The 20,398-nt window shown below is 30.3% G+C and carries 15 protein-coding genes; 7 read left to right on the top strand and 8 right to left on the bottom strand.

Annotated elements, in window-relative coordinates; all coding sequences use genetic code 11:
• The first annotated feature begins 12 nt into the window (after nt 1-12).
• The 3 genes from UCYN_RS02770 to UCYN_RS02780 all read left to right on the top strand — a co-directional run bounded on the left by UCYN_RS02770 (nt 13) and on the right by UCYN_RS02780 (nt 6,271).
• Nucleotides 13-3,924, top strand: a complete 3,912-nt coding sequence (locus tag UCYN_RS02770) for a DNA-directed RNA polymerase subunit beta' (RefSeq protein ID WP_012953977.1) — start codon at nt 13-15, stop codon at nt 3,922-3,924.
• A gap of 174 nt (nt 3,925-4,098) precedes the next feature.
• Nucleotides 4,099-4,737 (top strand): pyridoxamine 5'-phosphate oxidase, encoded by a 639-nt coding sequence (gene pdxH, locus UCYN_RS02775; protein WP_012953978.1) that lies wholly within the window; start codon nt 4,099-4,101, stop codon nt 4,735-4,737.
• 457 nt (nt 4,738-5,194) lie between these two features.
• Nucleotides 5,195-6,271 (top strand): PIN/TRAM domain-containing protein, encoded by a 1,077-nt coding sequence (locus UCYN_RS02780; RefSeq protein ID WP_012953979.1) that lies wholly within the window; start codon nt 5,195-5,197, stop codon nt 6,269-6,271.
• Between the two features lie 47 nt (nt 6,272-6,318).
• Here UCYN_RS02780 and UCYN_RS02785 read toward each other — a convergent pair whose 3' ends face one another.
• Complete coding sequence (locus UCYN_RS02785; RefSeq protein WP_012953980.1) at nt 6,319-7,026, bottom strand: lysophospholipid acyltransferase family protein; 708 nt, start codon at nt 7,024-7,026, stop codon at nt 6,319-6,321.
• 49 nt (nt 7,027-7,075) lie between these two features.
• Nucleotides 7,076-7,567, bottom strand: coding sequence for a hypothetical protein (locus UCYN_RS02790; protein WP_041487839.1), 492 nt, complete (start codon nt 7,565-7,567; stop codon nt 7,076-7,078).
• A 249-nt stretch (nt 7,568-7,816) separates the two neighbouring features.
• Between UCYN_RS02790 and hypF the strand changes: the two genes are divergently transcribed.
• Together hypF and gcvH are read left to right on the top strand one after the other, a co-directional pair.
• A complete protein-coding gene (gene hypF / locus UCYN_RS02795) occupies nt 7,817-10,102 on the top strand; it encodes a carbamoyltransferase HypF (RefSeq protein WP_012953982.1) in 2,286 nt (761 codons plus the stop codon).
• Between the two features lie 176 nt (nt 10,103-10,278).
• Nucleotides 10,279-10,674, top strand: coding sequence for a glycine cleavage system protein GcvH (gcvH, locus tag UCYN_RS02800; RefSeq protein ID WP_012953983.1), 396 nt, complete (start codon nt 10,279-10,281; stop codon nt 10,672-10,674).
• A gap of 69 nt (nt 10,675-10,743) precedes the next feature.
• Here the strand turns inward: gcvH and UCYN_RS02805 are convergent, their stop codons facing one another.
• On the bottom strand, nt 10,744-11,946 hold the full coding sequence (locus UCYN_RS02805; protein WP_012953984.1) for a 4-hydroxy-3-methylbut-2-enyl diphosphate reductase: 1,203 nt from the start codon (nt 11,944-11,946) through the stop codon (nt 10,744-10,746).
• Nucleotides 11,947-12,416: 470 nt separating this feature from the next.
• On the opposite strand from UCYN_RS02805, the gene UCYN_RS02810 reads away from it, so the two are divergent.
• Complete coding sequence (locus tag UCYN_RS02810) at nt 12,417-12,716, top strand: DUF3082 domain-containing protein (RefSeq protein ID WP_041487840.1); 300 nt, start codon at nt 12,417-12,419, stop codon at nt 12,714-12,716.
• A gap of 138 nt (nt 12,717-12,854) precedes the next feature.
• Here UCYN_RS02810 and UCYN_RS02815 read toward each other — a convergent pair whose 3' ends face one another.
• The 4 genes from UCYN_RS02815 to UCYN_RS02830 form a co-directional block, all read right to left on the bottom strand.
• A complete protein-coding gene (locus UCYN_RS02815) occupies nt 12,855-13,619 on the bottom strand; it encodes a pseudouridine synthase (protein ID WP_012953986.1) in 765 nt (254 codons plus the stop codon).
• A 197-nt stretch (nt 13,620-13,816) separates the two neighbouring features.
• Nucleotides 13,817-15,610, bottom strand: coding sequence for an ArnT family glycosyltransferase (locus tag UCYN_RS02820; RefSeq protein WP_012953987.1), 1,794 nt, complete (start codon nt 15,608-15,610; stop codon nt 13,817-13,819).
• A 34-nt stretch (nt 15,611-15,644) separates the two neighbouring features.
• Nucleotides 15,645-16,184 (bottom strand): phosphatase PAP2 family protein, encoded by a 540-nt coding sequence (locus UCYN_RS02825; protein ID WP_236608137.1) that lies wholly within the window; start codon nt 16,182-16,184, stop codon nt 15,645-15,647.
• A gap of 409 nt (nt 16,185-16,593) precedes the next feature.
• Complete coding sequence (locus UCYN_RS02830) at nt 16,594-18,012, bottom strand: GTP-binding protein (protein ID WP_012953989.1); 1,419 nt, start codon at nt 18,010-18,012, stop codon at nt 16,594-16,596.
• 193 nt (nt 18,013-18,205) lie between these two features.
• Between UCYN_RS02830 and UCYN_RS02835 the strand changes: the two genes are divergently transcribed.
• A complete protein-coding gene (locus tag UCYN_RS02835; RefSeq protein WP_012953990.1) occupies nt 18,206-19,021 on the top strand; it encodes a DNA adenine methylase in 816 nt (271 codons plus the stop codon).
• A gap of 290 nt (nt 19,022-19,311) precedes the next feature.
• On the opposite strand, the gene pdxA is transcribed toward UCYN_RS02835, so the two are convergent.
• Nucleotides 19,312-20,394: a 4-hydroxythreonine-4-phosphate dehydrogenase PdxA gene (pdxA, locus tag UCYN_RS02840; RefSeq protein ID WP_012953991.1), complete on the bottom strand. Its 1,083-nt coding sequence runs from the start codon at nt 20,392-20,394 to the stop codon at nt 19,312-19,314.
• Nucleotides 20,395-20,398 lie beyond the last annotated feature (4 nt).

Here is a 20,398-nt window from a genome sequence, read left to right on the forward strand (position 1 = left end):
CTACTAACCAAAATGACATTCTATAATCAAATTGTTGACAAACGTCGCTTAAAAAAACTAATCGCTTTAGCTTTTCGTAACTATGGTTCAGCTCACAGTTCTCAAGTAGCGGATGATTTGAAAAACTTAGGATTTCGCTATGCAACCAAAGCTGGAGTATCTATTAGTATTGATGACTTAACAGTTCCCCCTGCCAAGCGGGGAATGCTTCAGAGTGCTGAACAAGAAATTAGTAGGACAGAAGCTAGATATGCTCGTGGAGAAATAACTGAAGTAGAACGTTTTCAAAAAGTTATTGATACTTGGAATAGTACATCAGAAGAACTTAAAGATGAGGTTGTTCGTAATTTTAGAAAGACAGACCCTCTAAATTCAGTATATATGATGGCTTTTTCTGGGGCGCGAGGCAACATGAGTCAAGTGCGACAATTAGTTGGAATGCGTGGTTTAATGGCTGATCCGCAAGGTCAAATTATAGATCAGCCAATTAAAACTAATTTTCGTGAAGGTTTAACAGTAACAGAGTATGTAATTTCTTCATATGGGGCTCGAAAAGGCCTAGTAGATACTGCCCTTAGGACAGCTGATTCAGGGTATTTGACTAGGAGACTGGTAGATGTCTCTCAAGATGTAATTGTTCGAGAAATAGATTGTGGAACTCGTCGTGGATTAATGGTTAAAGCCATGAAAGACGGTGAGCGTGTAAAAATAGCGCTAGGAGATCGATTACTAGGAAGAGTTTTAGCTGAAGATGTAATTGTAGGAAATGATATTCTAGCTAAAAGGAATCAGGCAATTGATGCAGAGCTTGCTGCCAAAATTGGTGCCAGCGTAGAATATGTAATTGTACGTTCACCTCTAACATGTGAAGCAGCCCGTTCAGTATGTCAATCTTGCTATGGATGGAGCTTGGCAACAGGTCGCTTCGTAGATCTTGGCGAAGCAGTTGGTATAATTGCAGCTCAGTCAATTGGTGAGCCTGGAACTCAGTTAACCATGAGAACATTTCATACTGGAGGAGTATTCACTGGTGAAGTTGCTGAACAAATTAAATCTCCTAGCGAAGGAATCATAAGATGGAACAAAGGATTAAGTGCTCGTAAAGTACGTACACGTCATGGAGAAGACGCTTTTCAAGTTGAAGTAGGTGGGGAATTAAATTGGTGTTCCAGCAAAAATGATGATAAATCTAGTTATTCCATAACTCCTGGCTCAGTCTTGTTTGTTGCTGATGGTGATAGTGTTCAGAAAGATAAAATGCTAGCCGAGGTAACGTCCGCTAAAACAACTTGTGCTACAGAACGAGCAACAAAAGATGTATCTACCGATCTAGCTGGAGAAGTATTTTTTGCAAGCCTAGTGTCAGAAGAAAAAACTGACCGCCAAGGGAATACGACTCATATTGCCCAAAGAGGGGGATTAGTATGGATATTATCAGGAGAAGTATATAACTTTCCTCCTGGGGCAGAACCAACAGTGTCAAATGGGGATCAGGTAGTAGAAGAAGATGTACTAGCAGAAACTAAATTAGTATCGATGAACGGAGGGATAGTAAGGTATCTTTCTGAAAGCCGTGAAATAGATATTATTACTGCCTCTGTATCTTTAGATAAGGCTGAAATACGTAGAGAAAGCAGTGGTGGGCATGAGCAATATATAATCTATACAGCTGAAAATCAGAGATTTTTATTAAAAGCAACTCCTGAAACAAAGGTACAAAATCATGCGGTTATTGCAGAACTAATTGATAACCGTTGTGAAACTTCTACAGGTGGTATTTTACGTTATGGCGGCATCGAAGTCGCTAAAGGAAGTCGGAAAACTGGTTATGAAATATTAGGAGGAGGAACTCTACTATGGGTTCCCGAAGAAACTCATGAAGTTAATAAAGATATTTCTCTATTAATAGTTGAAGATGGACAATATGTTGAAGCAGGTACTGAAGTGGTAAAAGATATTTTTTGCCAGTCTTCAGGTGTTGTTGAAGTTGTTCAAAAAAATGACATTTTACGAGAAATTATTATTAAGCCTGGAGAGTTTCATTTAGATGTTGATCCAAATGAGGTCGTATTAAAGAATGAAGATCTTGTTCCTCCAGGAACTGAGGTATTGCCTGGCGTTGTTAGTACTGATTTATGCCAAGTAGAGTGGATTGAAAGTACTGAAGGACAAGGTTTATTGTTACGCCCTGTCGAAGAGTATAATATTAATCACAAACCAAAAGTTCCATCTCAAAATTCAATTAATGGAAAAGATTTAGAAAGACATATTGAATTAAGAACTGTACAAAAATTATTTTATAAAGATGGAGAAAGAGTAAAATCGGTTGATGGAGTTCACCTTTTAAATACTCAGTTAGTACTGGAAATTGAAACTGGTAATGATCAACTATCCTCTACTTTGGTAGCAGATATTGAATTAAAAGATGATGATAAAAAAGATTGTCAGCGCTTACAACTAGTTATTTTAGAGTCGTTGACACTACGTCGTGATCTTGATACAGATCCTTACGGTGGAATAATTAAAACTAGTGTCTTAGTATCGAATGGGGATCAAATATCTCCAGGTGACATAGTAGCAAAAACCCAAATTCGATGCAAAGAAAATGGGCGAATTCGAGGAATAAAAGATGGCCTTGAAGCAGTACGTCGTCTCTTAGTAGTACGCAATGAAGATATCCAAGTTTTTACATTAAATGAAGAACCAAAAGTTAAGGAAAATGACTTGGTTGTAGCAGGGACAGAACTTGCTTCTGGAGTAATCACAGCTGAATCAGGACTAATATCTTCTATAAATAAAATCAGTGCATCAAATTATAAAGTAACTTTGCGGCTAGCTCGTCCTTATAGAGTTTCTGCTGGAGCTATTCTACATGTTGATGATGGAGATTTAGTTCAACGTGGGGATAATTTGGTCTTACTGGTTTATGAAAGAGCAAAAACAGGAGATATTATACAAGGTTTACCTAGAATTGAAGAGTTACTTGAGGCTCGGAAACCTAAAGAAGCTTGTATATTAGCTCGAAAACCAGGAGTTTGCCAAATTGAATATAGCGACAATGAAATTTTATCAATGAAAGTTGTTGAGGAAGATGGAGCAGAAACTGACTATCCTATTCTTCTTAATCAAAACGTTATTGTTTCAGACAACCAAAAAGTTGATATTGGTGAACATTTAACTGATGGTCCAGCCAATCCGCATGAATTATTAGAAGTATTTTTTAATCATTATGTTGATAAGAAAGGAGTTTATGAAGCTGCTTTAATTGGTTTACAAGAAGCTCAGAAATTCTTGGTTGATCAGGTACAAGTTGTTTATCAATCTCAAGGAATTGATATTTCTGATAAACATATTGAAGTTATTGTTCGTCAGATGACTGCAAAGGTTAGGGTTGATGATGGAGGGGATACAACAATGTTACCTGGTGAATTAGTAGAATTAAGGCAAATAGAACAAGTAAACGAGGCCATGTCTATTACAGGTGGTGCTCCAGCTATGTATACTCCTGTTTTGTTGGGAATTACCAAAGCTTCTTTAAATACAGACAGCTTTATAAGCGCAGCATCATTTCAAGAAACTACTCGTGTGTTAACTGAAGCAGCTATCGAAGGAAAATCTGATTGGCTGAGAGGTTTAAAAGAAAATGTAATTATTGGTCGTTTAATTCCTGCAGGTACTGGTTTTAATGTTCACGAAGAAATGCTTACAGGAGCTGTAGACGCCAGCGATGACAATTCTGACAATCAACATGAGAAAGAAAGTAAGCAAAATAATAAATATGATAGGGAGCACTCTAATCGATTACTAGGATCTACTTTAGATAAGGTAGATGAGAATATGATTTTAGATGATAATATTGCTCGTGCTTACACTAAAGCAGAAACTCCTTGGAATATTTATGGTAAAGAAAAAGATGATGAGTAAAAAAAATTCATCTGTGAACTTAAACAAAGATAAAACATAATAATTTGCTTTTTATTTTGGTTATATTTTGAGGGTATTATGTGCCCTCAAAATATAACCAAAATAAATATTTATTAATTTATATATTTCAATTTTTTGTTTAAAATATATAAGTATTAAAAATTAGACTTATCTATGGACTTAACTTCTTTAAGACAAGAATATAACTGCAAAGGCTTAGTAAAAGAAGAATTATCTTCCGATCCTTTTCATCAGTTTGAAAAATGGTTTGAGGAGTATGTTCAAACAAGCCTACCAGAACCAAATGCAATGGTTCTAGCAACTGTTTCGGAAGCAGGAGAGCCTTCCTCGAGAACAGTTCTCTTAAAATATTTTGATGAACAAGGATTAGTCTTTTTTACAAATTATGGAAGTAAAAAAGCCAAACAAATTGAGGGTAACTCTAATGTTGCCTTGTTATTTCCATGGTTTCTTTTAGAGCGTCAAGTCAAAATTGAAGGAATCGCTAGTAAAATTTCAACAACAGAATCTTTAGCATATTTTATTAATCGTCCTCGAGGTAGTCAATTGGGTGCTTGGTGCTCACATCAAAGTAATATTATTTCTTCAAGAAGTATGTTGGAGAATAAATTTGAAGAATTAAAGCTAAAATTTCAAAATAAGACAATACCTTTACCATCTTTTTGGGGTGGATATAGAATCGTTCCTAAGCAGTTTGAATTTTGGCAAGGACGAAGTAATAGATTACACGATAGATTTGTTTATGCATTGAATGATGATAACAAATGGAGTCTTGATCGCTTATCTCCTTAAATCTCTCTATATCAGTTAAATCATCATCTTAATTATAATTGAATGTCTAAACAGCTAAAATTTAATTAAATGAAAAAGTAGTAGTAATTAATAAATATAAATTACTACGATACTAAAATTTAGATCATCTTAGTTTTTAGAAGCTGGTTGAATAACAAAGATTACAGTAATATTCTTAGCTGCATAAAATTTTTAAAAAAGACACTATTTTTAATAACAAGTTATAGAAATTTTTCTTATTTTACTTACTACAAACTATGATTTAAGATCATAATAGCCATAAACATATTGATAACTATAAATAAGTTTAGTAACTTATTTATTAGCAGTTAAAACAATAGTCTAATTATTTAAAAATAAAAGAGAAGTAATTAAATCAGTAAATATACGATAGTAAATAAACTTTTTTAAGTTAGATTTGATAGTTTATGTATGTTTTGTTGAGGTAATTAAAATTATGATTGATGTTATTATAATTACGACATTTATTCTGGTAGCTGCTGGGATTGGTTTTAATAGTATTGATTTACTTTCTTTAGAATTACAAAAACAAATCGCTGATATAAATAGCTTAAGATGGTTAGGAGCTTTTTGTTCTTCAATTTTAGGATTGATTTTTGGTTTGGTTGCTCAAACTACGTATAGAAATATAGAAACATATGCTAGAACTATTCCCATAGAATTTACCTTAACAAGATCAATGGGACTTATTACAGGACTCATTATAACTAATCTTACACTTGCTCCAATTTTCTTATTACCTATACCTCAAGAATTTACTTTTATTAAACCTATGGCTGCCATTTTAGGAAGTACTATATTTTCCTTTATGGGAGTTAGCATAGCAGGCGCTCATCAGAATACTATTCTAAGACTAATAAATTTCAGGGTGTCTGAAACTTGGTTAGCTAAAGAAAATAAACTTCAGGCTGCTTCTGTCAAAATTATTGATACTAGTTGCATAATAGATGGACGCATAGAAAAACTAGTACATACAGGATTTATTGAGGGGAGAATTCTAATTCCTAGATTCGTATTGGATGAATTACATATATTAGCAGATAATAATAATAATCAAAAACGTTTCAAAGGACGTAGAGGATTAGATATATTAAATAGAATGCAGAGGTCTAACCCTGAAAGTTTTTCTATTTACCAACACTATCATACAAAAGCTTCTACTATTGATGCAAAGTTAATCGATCTTGCTAAAGAAATTAACGGAATTCTTTTAACAAATGACCATAATTTAAGTAAAGTAGCCACATTACAAAAAGTAAATATTCTTAATATTAACGATATTGTTGAAGCTAGTCGCTCAATTTACCTTCCTGAGGATATATTACATCTTAAAATTATTAAATCAGGGCAAGAGACTAGTCAAGGGGTAGGATATTTAGAAGATGGTACTATAGTAGTTATAAAAGAGGGAGAAAAATATGTCGGGAAAACTACAAGTGTTTCTGTAACTTCTGTAATTCAAACTTCCACAGGAAGAATGATTTTTGCAAAAATTGAATCAATTATTTCTTAGTATTAAAACTATTTTATACATTAAAAATAACTAATATCTTTTTGGCATTAAGTACAATTTAATTCTTCAAATATATTATTTCTTGTATGCAATCTTCTTAAATGAGATTCTAGTTCATAAGTCAATCTTTCAGAATCATTTTTAGTATTTTGGAAATCATATATATTTATATCCATAGGCAAACCTATGTTTACAATAACTTTTGTCCACCAAGAAGGGAAAAATTGACTATATTGAATACTGATTGGTAAAACTTTTACTATATTATTAGGCTTTTCAGATTTTACACCTAAAACAATATGAGCTGTACCTCTTTTCAAAGTTCGAATTTGAGATCCCCTAAAGATACCTCCTTCTGGGAAAATAACTAACATCTTTTCTTTTTTTAAAATTTCTACACTATAATCCAAACCTCCACCAATTAATTGTTTAGAATTAATTGGGAAACCTCCTAATCTTCGGATACACCAACCTTGAAAACCTTTCATTTCACTAGAAGAAACCATGAAATGTAAATCTCGTCCACTAGTTACACGACCTACCGCATAAGGAATTATTAAGGCATCCCAACGAGATCGATGAGTTGGAGTAACGATTACTGAACCGTTTTTAGGAATATTTTCCTTACCTTTGACTACTAAACGACCAAAATACAAGGGTAATATTATCCAAAATCCTAAAATATAAGCAATGTAGGTTAGCCAAGGAGAAACTGTAGACTGTAATTTTTCACGTGAACGATTAGGGGTATCCATAAAGTTAAATACAAGTAATAAAAGTAATAAAAATAATAAACTTAGATATTTAGTTACCCAGCATTTTTTGAACCTTTTCCTGCAAATTCTTACTTTTAGCAACGATTTCTTCAATCTTTAAAAATCTTTCTAAAGCTAATCCTTGCATTTTTACAGTGCTTTGTCTTTTTTTCTCTGCATTATTCATTATTTCTTCAAGTTTAACAACTACCTTCCTAAATTTATCCAGGTCTTCTGAAGAGTTATCAATATTGGGGTTTAGTTGTCTCTGGTTTTTATTAATTTCCATAAATTTTTCAGGAGTTAAACCTTCCTTTTTCATTGCTTTGGCCATAATATGCTGCATATTCATTTCAATTCTTTGAAAATGTTTAATTACATTTACAAATTGCTTTAGCTCTAAAGGACTAACTTCCTGTGAATAAATTGTTTCTGTTTTTATGGTAGGTGATAAAGGTGCTTGAAATTGAGATTTAGCTTTCTGAGGAGATGCGAGTAGTAAAATTGTAACTATGCTGCTTAATATAGATATTTTAAACATAAAATTTTTCTTGAACATTTATTTATAATTCCAGTATAGTTAATTATATTAGACCTCTACTGTCTAAATTGTCATATATTTTTTAGTTATTAGTTATTGAATTTTTCTCTAACAATAATATTTGCTAGATTTTAGCTCAATGAAATAGAAATATATCTTACAATCATTATAATCTTGATATATTCTAACAAAAGCCTCTTTACATAAACCTAACAATTAAATTGAATTCTCATGAAGCCCAATAATATTATGAGCCAGGTAAAGAGATTAAATATTATTATTAAAGGTATTGTTCAAGGTGTCGGATTTAGACCGTTTATTTATAAATTATCAACAAAGTTAGATTTAAAAGGAGTAGTTATCAACTCTGGATCAGGTATTATCATTGAAGTTGAAGGAAATCATAATAATCTACAAAGTTTTTTGTCAAAACTACATCAAGAAAAACCTATAGTATCAAAGATTGACTATGTTAGCGTTATTATTCTTAAACCTTTTGGTTATTTAACTTTTAAAATTAATAATAGTATTAATGACAAAAAAAATGTTAAGGTTCCTCCTGATATGGCTACATGCCAAGATTGTTTAGAGGAAATATCTAACCCTATAAGTAGACGGTATTTATATCCTTTTACTAACTGTACTGATTGTGGATCACGCTATAGTATTATTCATGGTTTACCTTATGATCGTTCTCAGACAAGCATAAAGAAATTTATCATGTGTCAATTTTGTCAAAAAGAATACAATAATTCTTTTAGCAAACGATTTCATTCTCAAATCAATCTTTGTCCTTATTGTGGCCCCAAATTAAAACTACTAAATCATAGGGGTAAAGTATTATCGTATAGTCTTGAAGCTTTAAGGCAATGTATAAATGATCTTAAGGCTGGAAAGATCGTTGCAGTTAAGGGATTAGGAGGATTTCAAATAATTGTTAATGCCAGGAATACAAATTCAATTCATAAATTAAGGAAATATAAAAACCGGCCTAAGAAACCATTTGCCTTAATGTATTCCTCATTAAAAGCTGTAAGAACTGACTGTCAAATTAGTTTATTAGAAAAAGAGTTGTTAATTTCTTCACAAGCTCCTATCGTTTTACTTAAGAAGAAGAATAATAATCAAAATTGTAACATTGCACCTAATAATCCGTATTTGGGAGTTATGCTTGCTTCAACTTCTTTACACTACTTATTACTAAAAGAATTAAATTTTCCACTTATTATAACTAGTGGAAATATTAATAGTGAACCTATATGTATTAATGAAAAAGAAGCTGTTCAACAGTTAGGAAATATTGTTGATTTATTTTTAACCCATGATTTTCCAATTGTTCGTCCTATTGACGACTCTGTGGTCAGAATTATACAAGGGAAAAAATTCTTTATGAGATGTGCTAGAGGATATGCTCCTATATCTTTAACGATACATAAACAATTATATTTTAATTCTAAAAAATTTATAGTACAACCTAGTATTTTAGCGGTTGGAAGTCATGCAAAAAATACTGTGGCTATATTAAAGGATAATCAGATTTTTGTAAGTCAATATATTGGGGATCTTAGTGCACTAAAAACTTTTGAATCATTTAAAAATACGATTAATAATCTTAGAACTTTATATGAATTTAAGCCAGAAATTATAGTATGTGATAAACATCCTGATTACATATCTAGTAATTTCGCTGAAATTCAAAATTTACCTTTAAGAAAGGTTCAGCATCATTATGCCCATGCACTTTCTTGTATGTTAGATAATAAATTAAAACCACCAGTTTTGGGAATTGTTTGGGATGGGACTGGATATGGTGACGACGATAAAGTTTGGGGAGGAGAGTTTATACTAATTTTAGATAATTCTTATAAAAGAATTGCTTGTCTTCACTCTTTTAAGCTTCCCGGGGGGAATAAAGCTATGAAAGATCCAAAGCGCAGCGCGTTAGGTATATTATACGAAGTACCAAATCTTGAAAAAAATCTAGAACTATCTTTTTTTAAAGAGTTCTCAAAACAAGAATTATCTTTATTACAACAAATGTTATCTCTCGACATAAATGTATTTTTAACCACAAGTATAGGTAGGCTATTTGATGGAGTTGCAGCAATTTTAGGAATATGTTATGAAAATACTTTTGAAGGGCAAAGTTGTATGATGCTAGAACATGCAACCTTAAAATTTAAAACTGAAGATAGCTATACTTACAACATAATAAGAATAAAATATCCTTACATAATAGATTGGAAATCTATGATACGAGAAATAATTCAAGATATAAATAAAAAAATATCTTCTGAGAAAATTTCTGTAAAATTTCACAATACCCTTGCTGAAATTATTGTTGATATTGCAAAGATATCTCAAGTAAAAAATATCTTGTTAAGTGGAGGCTGTTTTCAAAACAAATATCTGACAGAGAGAGCAATCTTTAGGCTAGAACAAGAAAATTTCGTTCCTTTCTTTCATCAGAAAGTGCCATCTAATGATGAAGGTATAGCAATAGGACAGATAGTAGCAGAAATCATACATAAATAATAATATGTAATTCACTGAAAAATTCTTTCTTGTGCCTTGATATAAAAAAATAATTCCTAGTTCTTAACTTTACTTGATATTTCAATCATGGTATATGTGTAATACAATCTAACAAGATTTATTTTGTATATCAGACAATGTAGACTTAGTTATTATATTAAATTTAAAAATATACTATGGAATTAGTGCTTCCTGAAGATTTAAGATTTTTGGATTCTCATGAATATGTTCGTTTAGATGAGAAAAATGCTGTTATCGGAATTAGCTCTTATGCTATCGAACAATTAGGGGATATAGTATTTTTAGAATTGCCTAATATAGGAGATATTGTAAAGACTGGAGAAAGTTTTGGTTCAATCGAATCAGTAAAAGCTGCTGAAGAACTTTATCCCCCAATTTCAGGGATTATCATAGATCGCAATGAAACGATTATTGAAAATCCAGAAAAAATAATTGATGATCCCTATGGAAATGGATGGTTGTTAAAAATACAATTTGAAAGTTTTAACAACGAGTTAGAAAATACTCTTTCAGCGGAAGAATATAAATCTATGTTAGACAACTATACCTAAACAATAAAAAAGATTTAATTATTAGTAGAAATTAAATCTTGGAGTAGTTAACTATTTTGACAAAATAAATTAAAATTTACATTTTTTAGCTTGAAAAATTCGTTTTACTACTGCTTCGACGACTTTATCAGGAGTTGAAGCTCCAGAAGTAACTCCGATAACTAAGGGCGTATTAGGGAGCCAGTTATCTTGAACTACCAAATCCTGTGTTAATGGCTTATGTTCAATTCTATTGCCTAGAAGAATACGTTTTTCACTATCTATATGGTATGAAGGGATACCTTTCTCTATAGCAATTTCCTGCAAATGTGTAGTGTTTGACGAGTTAAAACCACCAATAACTACCATTAAAGAGATATTTTCTTCTACCAAATTTAACATGGCATCCTGACGCTCTTGAGTGGCATCACAAATTGTATTGAAGCTCATAAAATGTTTATTTAATTCAATTGGACCATATTTTTTTAATATAGTCATTTCAAACATTTTCCCAATTTGTTCCGTTTCACTTTTTAGCATAGTTGTTTGATTTGCTATGCCTAGTTTTATCAAATCTTTGTCAGGATCAAAATCCTCTGAACATGCATTTTGGAATTTCTCTAGAAATAATTTTTTATTTCCTCCATTTAGCATATAGTCACAAACATATGCTGCTTCTTCGAGGTTTAGTACAACTAGATAAGTTCCAGCAAAAGAACTAGTAGCAACAGTTTCTTCATGCTTATATTTTCCATGAATAATAGATGTATGGTCTCTTTTTTTATGTTTTTCAACTGAATTCCAAACCTTAGAGACCCATGGGCAAGTTGTATCAATAATAGTACATCCTATACTATTTAAAAATTGCATTTCTGTAACACTTGCTCCAAAAGCAGGCAATATAACTACGTCTCCTTGCTTCACAACAGAAAAATCTTTATTTTCACCAACAATTTTAATAAATCCTACATTCATTTCTAATAAACGTTGATTGACCGAAGGATTATGAATAATCTCATTAGTAATCCATATTTGTTTATCTGCAAAATGTTGACGAGTTTCGTAAGCCATTGCTACTGCACGTTCAACTCCCCAGCAAAAACCAAAAGCTTCTGCCAAATGAATAGTTATATCACCTTGTTGCCACCTATAGTTGTTGTTGCGAATCTTTTGAATTAGAGAGCTTTGATATTCTGTATTCATTACTCCCATTACTTCAGCCTCATGCCCAAAACCTTTGCGATGATAATGTATAGACTGTTGTAAAGATCTTTTAAAAGCTTTTGTATCCATGATATCGTAAGACTAAATTTATGATTGGTACTAATTATCAATCATCTTTTATAAATGATCAAATTTGTTCAAAAAACTGGTCGAAACTACACTAAATTAAAATAATAATTTAAATATAAAAAACTATTATTTTAATCAATTCGTTTAAGTCACATGATTTAATACTTGATAGATTTAACTCATTTTCTATAAAAAATTTTGTATATGATCAAGATATCACTTAATTACATATTAAGGTCAATTTTTAAAGTTATTAATTAATAGTAAGTAAAATCCTGTAATAATAAACTAAAGTCTAATATTAAATTATTTTATAAACATAGAAAAATTTAACATCTTCTAACGCTAAATATTTAGCTTTAGTTTAATTTATGTATATTTTATAGTTTATAACTATCATTCATATATGATTTTTGATATGGTAAATATTGGGCAATGCAGTATTAATTTTTATTGATTTAACATTTTTTATGAATAATCCTTTAAAAGAATCTTCCTCACAAGAAACGAATCCTTTTAGCTGTCTTATTGGATCATTTCTAGCAGGAATACTAGGCTATGGACTCTATATGTTAACTAGTTCTATTATTCATTCTTTTAATGCTAAGCCCATAATTTCTTCCAATCTTCTAATTATAAAATTGGGAAGTTTAGTAAAAACTTTGGTTATGGGTGTTGCTTCATTAGCAACTTTTATGTGTTTCTTTATATCTTTTGGGCTTATTTTATTAGCTTGTCAATTATTTTTAAATAAAATAAACCATACCTAATATAAAAAAATTCTCTAGTTAAGATAAATTTATAAGTCAGTGTTTTTCTTCTAGCTTGTCTAATAGTTTAGTAATCTAATATTCAAATACTACTAAAAGTAACCTAACAGTATTTGTTTCAATAATAATATTAATTTTCTACATATCATTATTAAATAATTTCGTTAAGTACTTCAATGTATTAATTTCTGAAGAACTTAATAAACGATAATGACCAAGCTTTACATTATCGACTTTAGAAGTTGACAAAGATATAGGTCCAATAGCAGTACGATGTAATTTAATAACATCTAATTCAAACTTCTGGGCAATACGGCGAATATGTCTATTTTTACCTTCTGTTAAGATAATTTTTAGATTTGTATATTGTCTATTATTATTAATAACTTCTAGATAAGCAGGTAATGTTTTTTTCCCATCTAAAACAACACCTTGGCGCCAATCTTTTAATATTGCCTGTGTGAAGTTTCCTCGTACCAAAACTTCATAGATTTTAGGTAAATGATATCGTGGGTGGGTTAATCTTAAAGTTAAGTTCCCATCATTTGTTAGCAATAAAGCTCCTGAAGAATTCATGTCAAGTCTTCCAACAGGATGTATTCCCATTCCTTTTCGTAAATTACTAGGCAATAAGTCCATTACGATAGAACGGTTTTGAGAATCTTTACAAGAACAAATTATTCCAACAGGTTTATTCACTAATATGTAAAATAATTGTGTCTTTTTGTGAGATTTAATTATTTTTCCATCTAATTCTAAAAGATCATGATTTGGATCTGCCTTATCTCCTAATAATACGATTTGCCCATTTAATTTCAATCTTTTTTCTAATATTAATATTTCTGCATGACGTCTAGAAGCAATTCCCAATTGAGACAAGATTTTTTGTACTCGTTTTTTCACTGTTATTGAGCCTCAAAATATTAACAGGTTTTTCTACCTTTATATTTATGTAATTCATGCCAGCCATAGAACAGAATTGAGGTTTCATATGGCTTTGTAAAAACTTATAAGATTATTAAATTAATATTTAATACAACAGATAAAACTTTAAAATTTATATCCTATTTTTTTATAGATTTGACTTATTCATTACAAATCTATAAAGTTTGATTGAATTTATTAGCCATTGTTTGTTTTCTAATCCTGATTAACTTGTATATACTTTCTTGTTGAATTAGTGTGTATTCTGATTTTTTTAAATCTAATTTATCTAAATATTTTTTTTCGCTAACTATTAATATACTTTCCTGGCTATTTATTTGCTCAAAGTATTTAGCAGCAAATCCATTCTCAATATCGGACTCTGTTATTGAATCAACAACGTTTTGTGTATAGAATACTAAACTTGGACGCATAAAACCTAAAAAAACTACTCTTTCATTTGGCTCTTTCTCAATTTTTATAAGATTAGAAATTTCTCTTAAGGGAAGATGTCTCTGGCTATCAATAATTTGTGCAGCAGGTAAGCAAACCCAAGAAAAAAATCCTAAGAATCCTAATAAGTTAGCAACCCATAACCAAGAGCGATAATTACGCATCCATATCAAAAATAAAGAGAAAAGAACAGCAAACGACCAAATTATTCCTCCTCTTATTAGTAAATGGGATTCTAGTAAAAGTTTTTCTAATTCTGGAGCCATAGCTATGGAATGATTACTGATCAAATGATGACTATAAAAAGAAGCTAGAGCAAATCCGCTCAGAATACCAATATTGGCAATACAGCTTATTAAGAATACAAAAGGCCATATTCTTAAACATGGTTTATTATTGTTAATTCGTTTATTCCAAAACAATGTTACTATAACCGCTAAAGCAGGTATAGAAGGTAAAATATAACTTATTAATTTTGTTGCAGAAGCAGAAAAAAATAAAAAAATTACAGAAACCCAGCATAGGCAAAATATTCCTAGCTGACTACTACGAGAAGAGTGTACTACTTCATATCGTTTCCAGAACTTTAGTTCGGTTAATGCAAGAGGCAGATAAGCTGACCAAGGTAGTAATCCCACAGTAATGACAACTATATAGTAATACCAAGGCCCAGGATGACGACTGACTACAGTTGTGAAACGCTGAATATTATGTAGCCCAAAGAAAGTATTAATATACTCTTGTCCATGAGCCGTGGTAATCATAATAAACCAAGGAATGGAAATTATCATAAAAGATAACAATCCATATACCCAGGGAATTTCTTTAATAACTTGAACAAGTTGCTTTACATATATTAGAAAAACAACAACAATAATACCAGGTAAAACTAAAGCAACAGGACCTTTTGCAAGGATACCCAAAGACATAAAAACCCAGTATCCAAGATACCACCACTTTTTAGTTGATAGTCCTAAGAAAACAGGAGAATTCTCCGATTGTGCATAACCCAAAAAAAAAGAAAATAAAGATATAGATATGCTACTTGATAGAAAGATATCAGAGACACTTGTTCTTCCCCAGGCAATCCAAAAAGGATTCAACGCAATGATTCCTGAACCAATCCAGGCAGCAAGCCATGAACTTTTTGGATAAGCAAAATTTTTCAAAGTATAAAAAACTAATACTATTACTAAGATTGCTGCTAATGCTGAAGGAATTCTAGCTCCCCACTCATTAATTCCAAATATTTTGAACGATAAGCCAATAAGCCAATAAGTTAGAGGCGGTTTATCAAAACGTACCTCTTGATTCCAATATGGTGTGATCCAGTCTCCTGTGATTACCATTTGACGGGCAGCTTCCGCGAACATTGGTTCTGTCTTATCTAATAAACCTATGCTTCCCAGCTTTGAGAAAAAAGCAATAAAACTAATTAAAAACAACCATAAAACTGAAAATAACCATAGTGTTTTTTTATCCTTTTTCCAAGCATCGATAATTCTATTTTCAAACATTGATAATTTTATTTATTAAATTTATTTTTCCATATTAAAAATCAAGATATTTATTATTAATGAATTTTAATAAAGTAATGCAGAATAAAAAACCCATAAAAGCAACAACAATACCTGCTAGTAAATCTGTATACCAATGGATATTTAAATAAATACTTGACCATCCTATCGTCGTAACAAAAAGAATAGAAATAGTATAGAAAAAAGTTTTCCATTTTGGAAAATAAAAACCCATTAAATAAGAGAAATATAAATATAGCATTAAATTTCCAGATATGTGCCCACTTGGATAACTTTTCCCATGAACATCAATAAGCCCTGGAATTGGACGAATACGACCAAACCATGGTTTTAAGATCTTATCAATCACTAATAAAATCCCCATAGTTGATATGGCTAATACCTGAGCCTCTTTCCAGTAAAATTTCCAACATAAAAATCCTAGGCCTAAGATAACAACAAGAGCTGCAACCTCCGATTCTCCTAGAAAATAAAAAATTTTAGCTATTCTCGTTAAGATAGGATGTTGATAAAAATGAATCCACTCTACTAAAGTTAGATCCGTAGTATTCAATCTACCTGAAATAACTATTTTAGTTAAACTAATGAATATTGTTATGGTAATGAGAAATATAATAAAAGTTTTGTAAAACTTACTCAATGAATATTTTTTCAATTTCATACTATTAAGTAACTTAAATAGCAGGTATTGCCGTATGATACCATTTAAGACTAAATCTAGCTAAAGATCGTTAAAATTCAATAGTTTAAAATTAAAATTAAGTTTTTTGCTTACGTGAATTATTTATAAATACTCAGGTAACTTAAAATTTTATATGCTAAATCATTTATTTTTTTAAGTAAGAGATAGTTATATTACATTTAAAATTCTAATAATAGTGAAATACCTCTAAGAATATTCATTATATGTAGTGGGTATTAAAAAAGTTATAAGCTGTAACAAAAAAGTTACTTTAACCTTTTTATTCTATATACTTTAATTTACTTCTTAACGTCCATTGAATATTTTGAAAAACTGATTTTGGAGTTAAAGATTCTAAAATATCTTTTATTACTTTTTTAGGTCCTTCAGGTCCCCATATAGCACCGCTAATTAAATACCTCTTTGTAACTTTTCCTATCATATAACAAGTAATACTTGCAATAACACCTTGGAAAATTCTAGTAAGCAAATGAAAAAATATAGAATTATCAAATAAGTAAAAAACTGTTTCGTTAGAAGTATCTTTTAAAAAATTTAATCCAAATGATATGAAGAATTCGCTAATACTAATACTAATCATGCTAATAATGAGCTTTTTAATTAGAGAAATTCTTCCTTTTTGAGTTATTGAAACATTATACAAATCAGATAAAGTTAATATCATGAGCATATCAACAAGAGATCCTAGTACTAAATCCAAAATAATTATAGGACTAGAACCAATAACTATAAATTTCAGTATTGCAGCTTTTTGAATGATGTGATTCGCTTGCTCATTATAAGTTTTAAACTTATGTAGCATAGCCTGTTCATTAATTTTATCTGCTAATAACATAGAATTAAAAGCTATTAAGGATTGCCCTTCCCTATTTAACAAATCTAGTATTTTTAATTTTAATTGTTCAATTTGTGGTTTACCTTTAAGATACTTAATCTTCCAACAACCTTGTTTGTTTTTCACTAATTTTGAAACAAGTGGAGATGCTGCAACTGTTGTGATTTCATTATAAACAAACATTTCTCCAATACGTTCGTGACATATTTTTTGATAAATTTCTAAACGGTCTAATTCTGAATATTGATCTATTTTATTAAAAACTATAATAACTGGCTTTCCTAACTCTTGTAATGTGTATAAAGCATCAAATTCTTTTTTAACCATGTCCTCTGTTATGGCAAACAGTATCAAGTCAGCTTTTTCAGCAACTTTGTAAGATATAGTCTCTCTATTTTTACCGTTTATTTCATCTAAACCAGGAGTGTCAATTAGCTGAATTCTATGATATTTAGATCCTGATAAGTATATTGAGTCCTTATTTTTTAATAACTTCCAATTAGCAGTTGCAATAGTTTTAGTAATTCCATGAAGAGCTCCTGTCTTAAAAGCTTCCTTCCCTAGCAAGCTGTTAAGAATAGATGATTTACCTTTTCCTACCATACCAAAAATAGCAATTTGTACAATGTTTTTTTCTAATTTTAATAATGCCTGTTTTAAGAATCTTAATTCTGTTTCTGGTCTTTGTACATCTTGCTTTGATACAGAAAAATAATCAACAAGGTTTTTTAAAGTATGTTTTGCTTGTGTATAGTTTAATTCTTCTTTTGTTTTTGCTACACTTAATAGATCTTTGTGTATATTTTTATAGCAAGGTCTGTGGTTTAAATTTAGTCGAAGCATTTTCTTAGATTTATACTATTCAAATTATGCTCAATCTAATCTTCATTGATTCTTAAAATAAATTTTAATGATAGAATCAACTGCTGAAAAGCATATCAAAAAAAATTACATAGCTATTTTAAATTTGCCCAATATTAATTAACTACTTTCAAATGATTAATGTTTTTAGACATTATAGAAAATAAAAATTTTTATGTTAGAGTCAAATTTAAATAATAAATGGACTTTTAAGCCTACTCCTATTGTAAAGTGGGCTGGTGGTAAAAGACAATTATTAAGCAAATTAAAGGATAAATACCCCAAAGAATTAAAGAAAGGATTGATAAAAACTTATCTAGAGCCTTTTTGTGGTGGTGCTGCAGTTTTTTTTGACATTTGTTTTTCTTACGAAATTAAAAAGGCTTATCTTTTTGATAAAAATATAGAATTAATCATACTGTATAAAACCATACAACATGATGTTTATAAGTTAATAAATAAATTGTATGAACTAGAAGATAAGTATTTAAGTTTATCTCTGAGTGAAAGAAGCGAGTTCTATTACAACATTAGGAAACTATACAATACCTTTGACAAGCAAATTGACTCTAATTTCTATAGTTCAGAATGGATGGAGAGAGCTTGCTATACGATGTTCCTCAATAAGACATGTTTTAATGGCTTATACAGAGTTAATCGCCAAGGAAAATTTAATGTCCCAATAGGTAATTATAAAAATCCTAAAATTTTTTGCGAAAAAAATTTGATTGCTGTTAGTAAAGCATTTGAAATTGCGGAAATTAAGTATAGAGATTTTTCTGAAGTTCTTAAATATGCTAATGAATCTACTTTTATTTATTATGATCCACCTTATCGTCCTATTAAGAATAAAAGTAACTTCAGGGCTTATACTTCATTAAAATTTGATGATAGAGAACAACAGAGGTTACAACAAGTATTCATAAAAGCATCGAAATTACAAGCATTGCAAATGCTAAGCAACTCAGATCCTAAAAAACTATACAGATGATGATTTTTTTGATGAATTGTATAAAGAATTTTATATTAGTAGATTTTCGGCTTTAAGAATGATAAATTCTAAAAGTCATAAGAGAGGCAGTGTTAGCGAAATTGTTATAACTAATTACTGAAACATGAAAGTATCTAAAATAAAAAAAGTCTAGGGAACTGTTAGGCTAATATTTTTTATATTTAAAAGTAAATGATTAAAATATTGATACTAAATTTATAAAATATATAGTTTTCTCTTACTGAAGCAAATGTAATACTACGAAATTCGTAACATATTTAGAATTTGCTTTACTTGGCTAGCGCAATTGCAAGGGAAATAGCTTCTTTTAAACTAGTTGCTGTAGCAATACCTTTTCCAGCAATATCAAAAGCAGTTCCATGATCAGGTGAGGTACGAATGAAAGGTAATCCAATAGTATTATTGACAGCTTGTTCAAAAGCCATTAATTTCATAGGTATTAATCCTTGATCATGATACAAGGATAAGTAAGCATCTGCTAATCTATCAGTATTTTGATTATTAATTAGATTGTTAGTTTTTTCTGAATTTAACAAATTTCCGAACCAAGCCTTTACAGGTTGTATCCACATCGTATCAGGAGGAACTAAACCAACTAACTCAACATTAGGATAATTTATTCTTTCTTTCTTTAACCAAGGTAATAACCAATCTTTTTCTTCTGTTCCCAATTGTCCATTTTCTCCACTATGAGGATTTAATCCTCCAATAATAATTTTTGGATTTTTAATAGAAAAATTATTCTCAAGATAATTAATTAATAAGTTTAATTTTATGGACATTAGCTTAGGGGTTAAAGTTTGTGAAACTTTGTTTAAAGGAATATGCGTAGTAGCCAATAATGTTCTCATAGTCCATCCAGTATAAGGAGATTTAGCTACGAATAACATACCGAATTGATCAACTCTTGATCTTTCTGCTAAAACTTCAGTTTGTCCAGGATAATCAAATCCAGCTACTTTCCAAGATGATTTTGAAATAGGAGCTGTAATTATTCCTTGAAAGTTTCCTCTGAGAGTTTCGGTAATTGCTGTGTTTAAATAATCAAAACTCGTTTTTCCACTAATTGCGTTAATATAGCCTGGAATAATTTGGGACTGAATAGTAGGTTTTATTGGAATATCAAGGATTGAAAGTGTCTCAGGATTAGCTAACTTTTCTTTTTTTATTGGTAACTGTTGATAATTTTGCAGCAATATCGATTTTGTCCCAACAACAGTTAACTCACAAGATTGGGAAATCATAGGATCTGTTAACACTTTAAGAATAATTTCTGGTCCAATACCAGCTGGATCTCCAAGTGTTAGAGCTAATTTTGGACGTTTGTCAGAAAAAAGGTTAGCAGATTGCATCTTG

Source organism: Candidatus Atelocyanobacterium thalassa isolate ALOHA (genome assembly GCF_000025125.1).
GTDB classification, from domain to species: Bacteria; Cyanobacteriota; Cyanobacteriia; order Cyanobacteriales; family Microcystaceae; genus Atelocyanobacterium; species Atelocyanobacterium thalassae.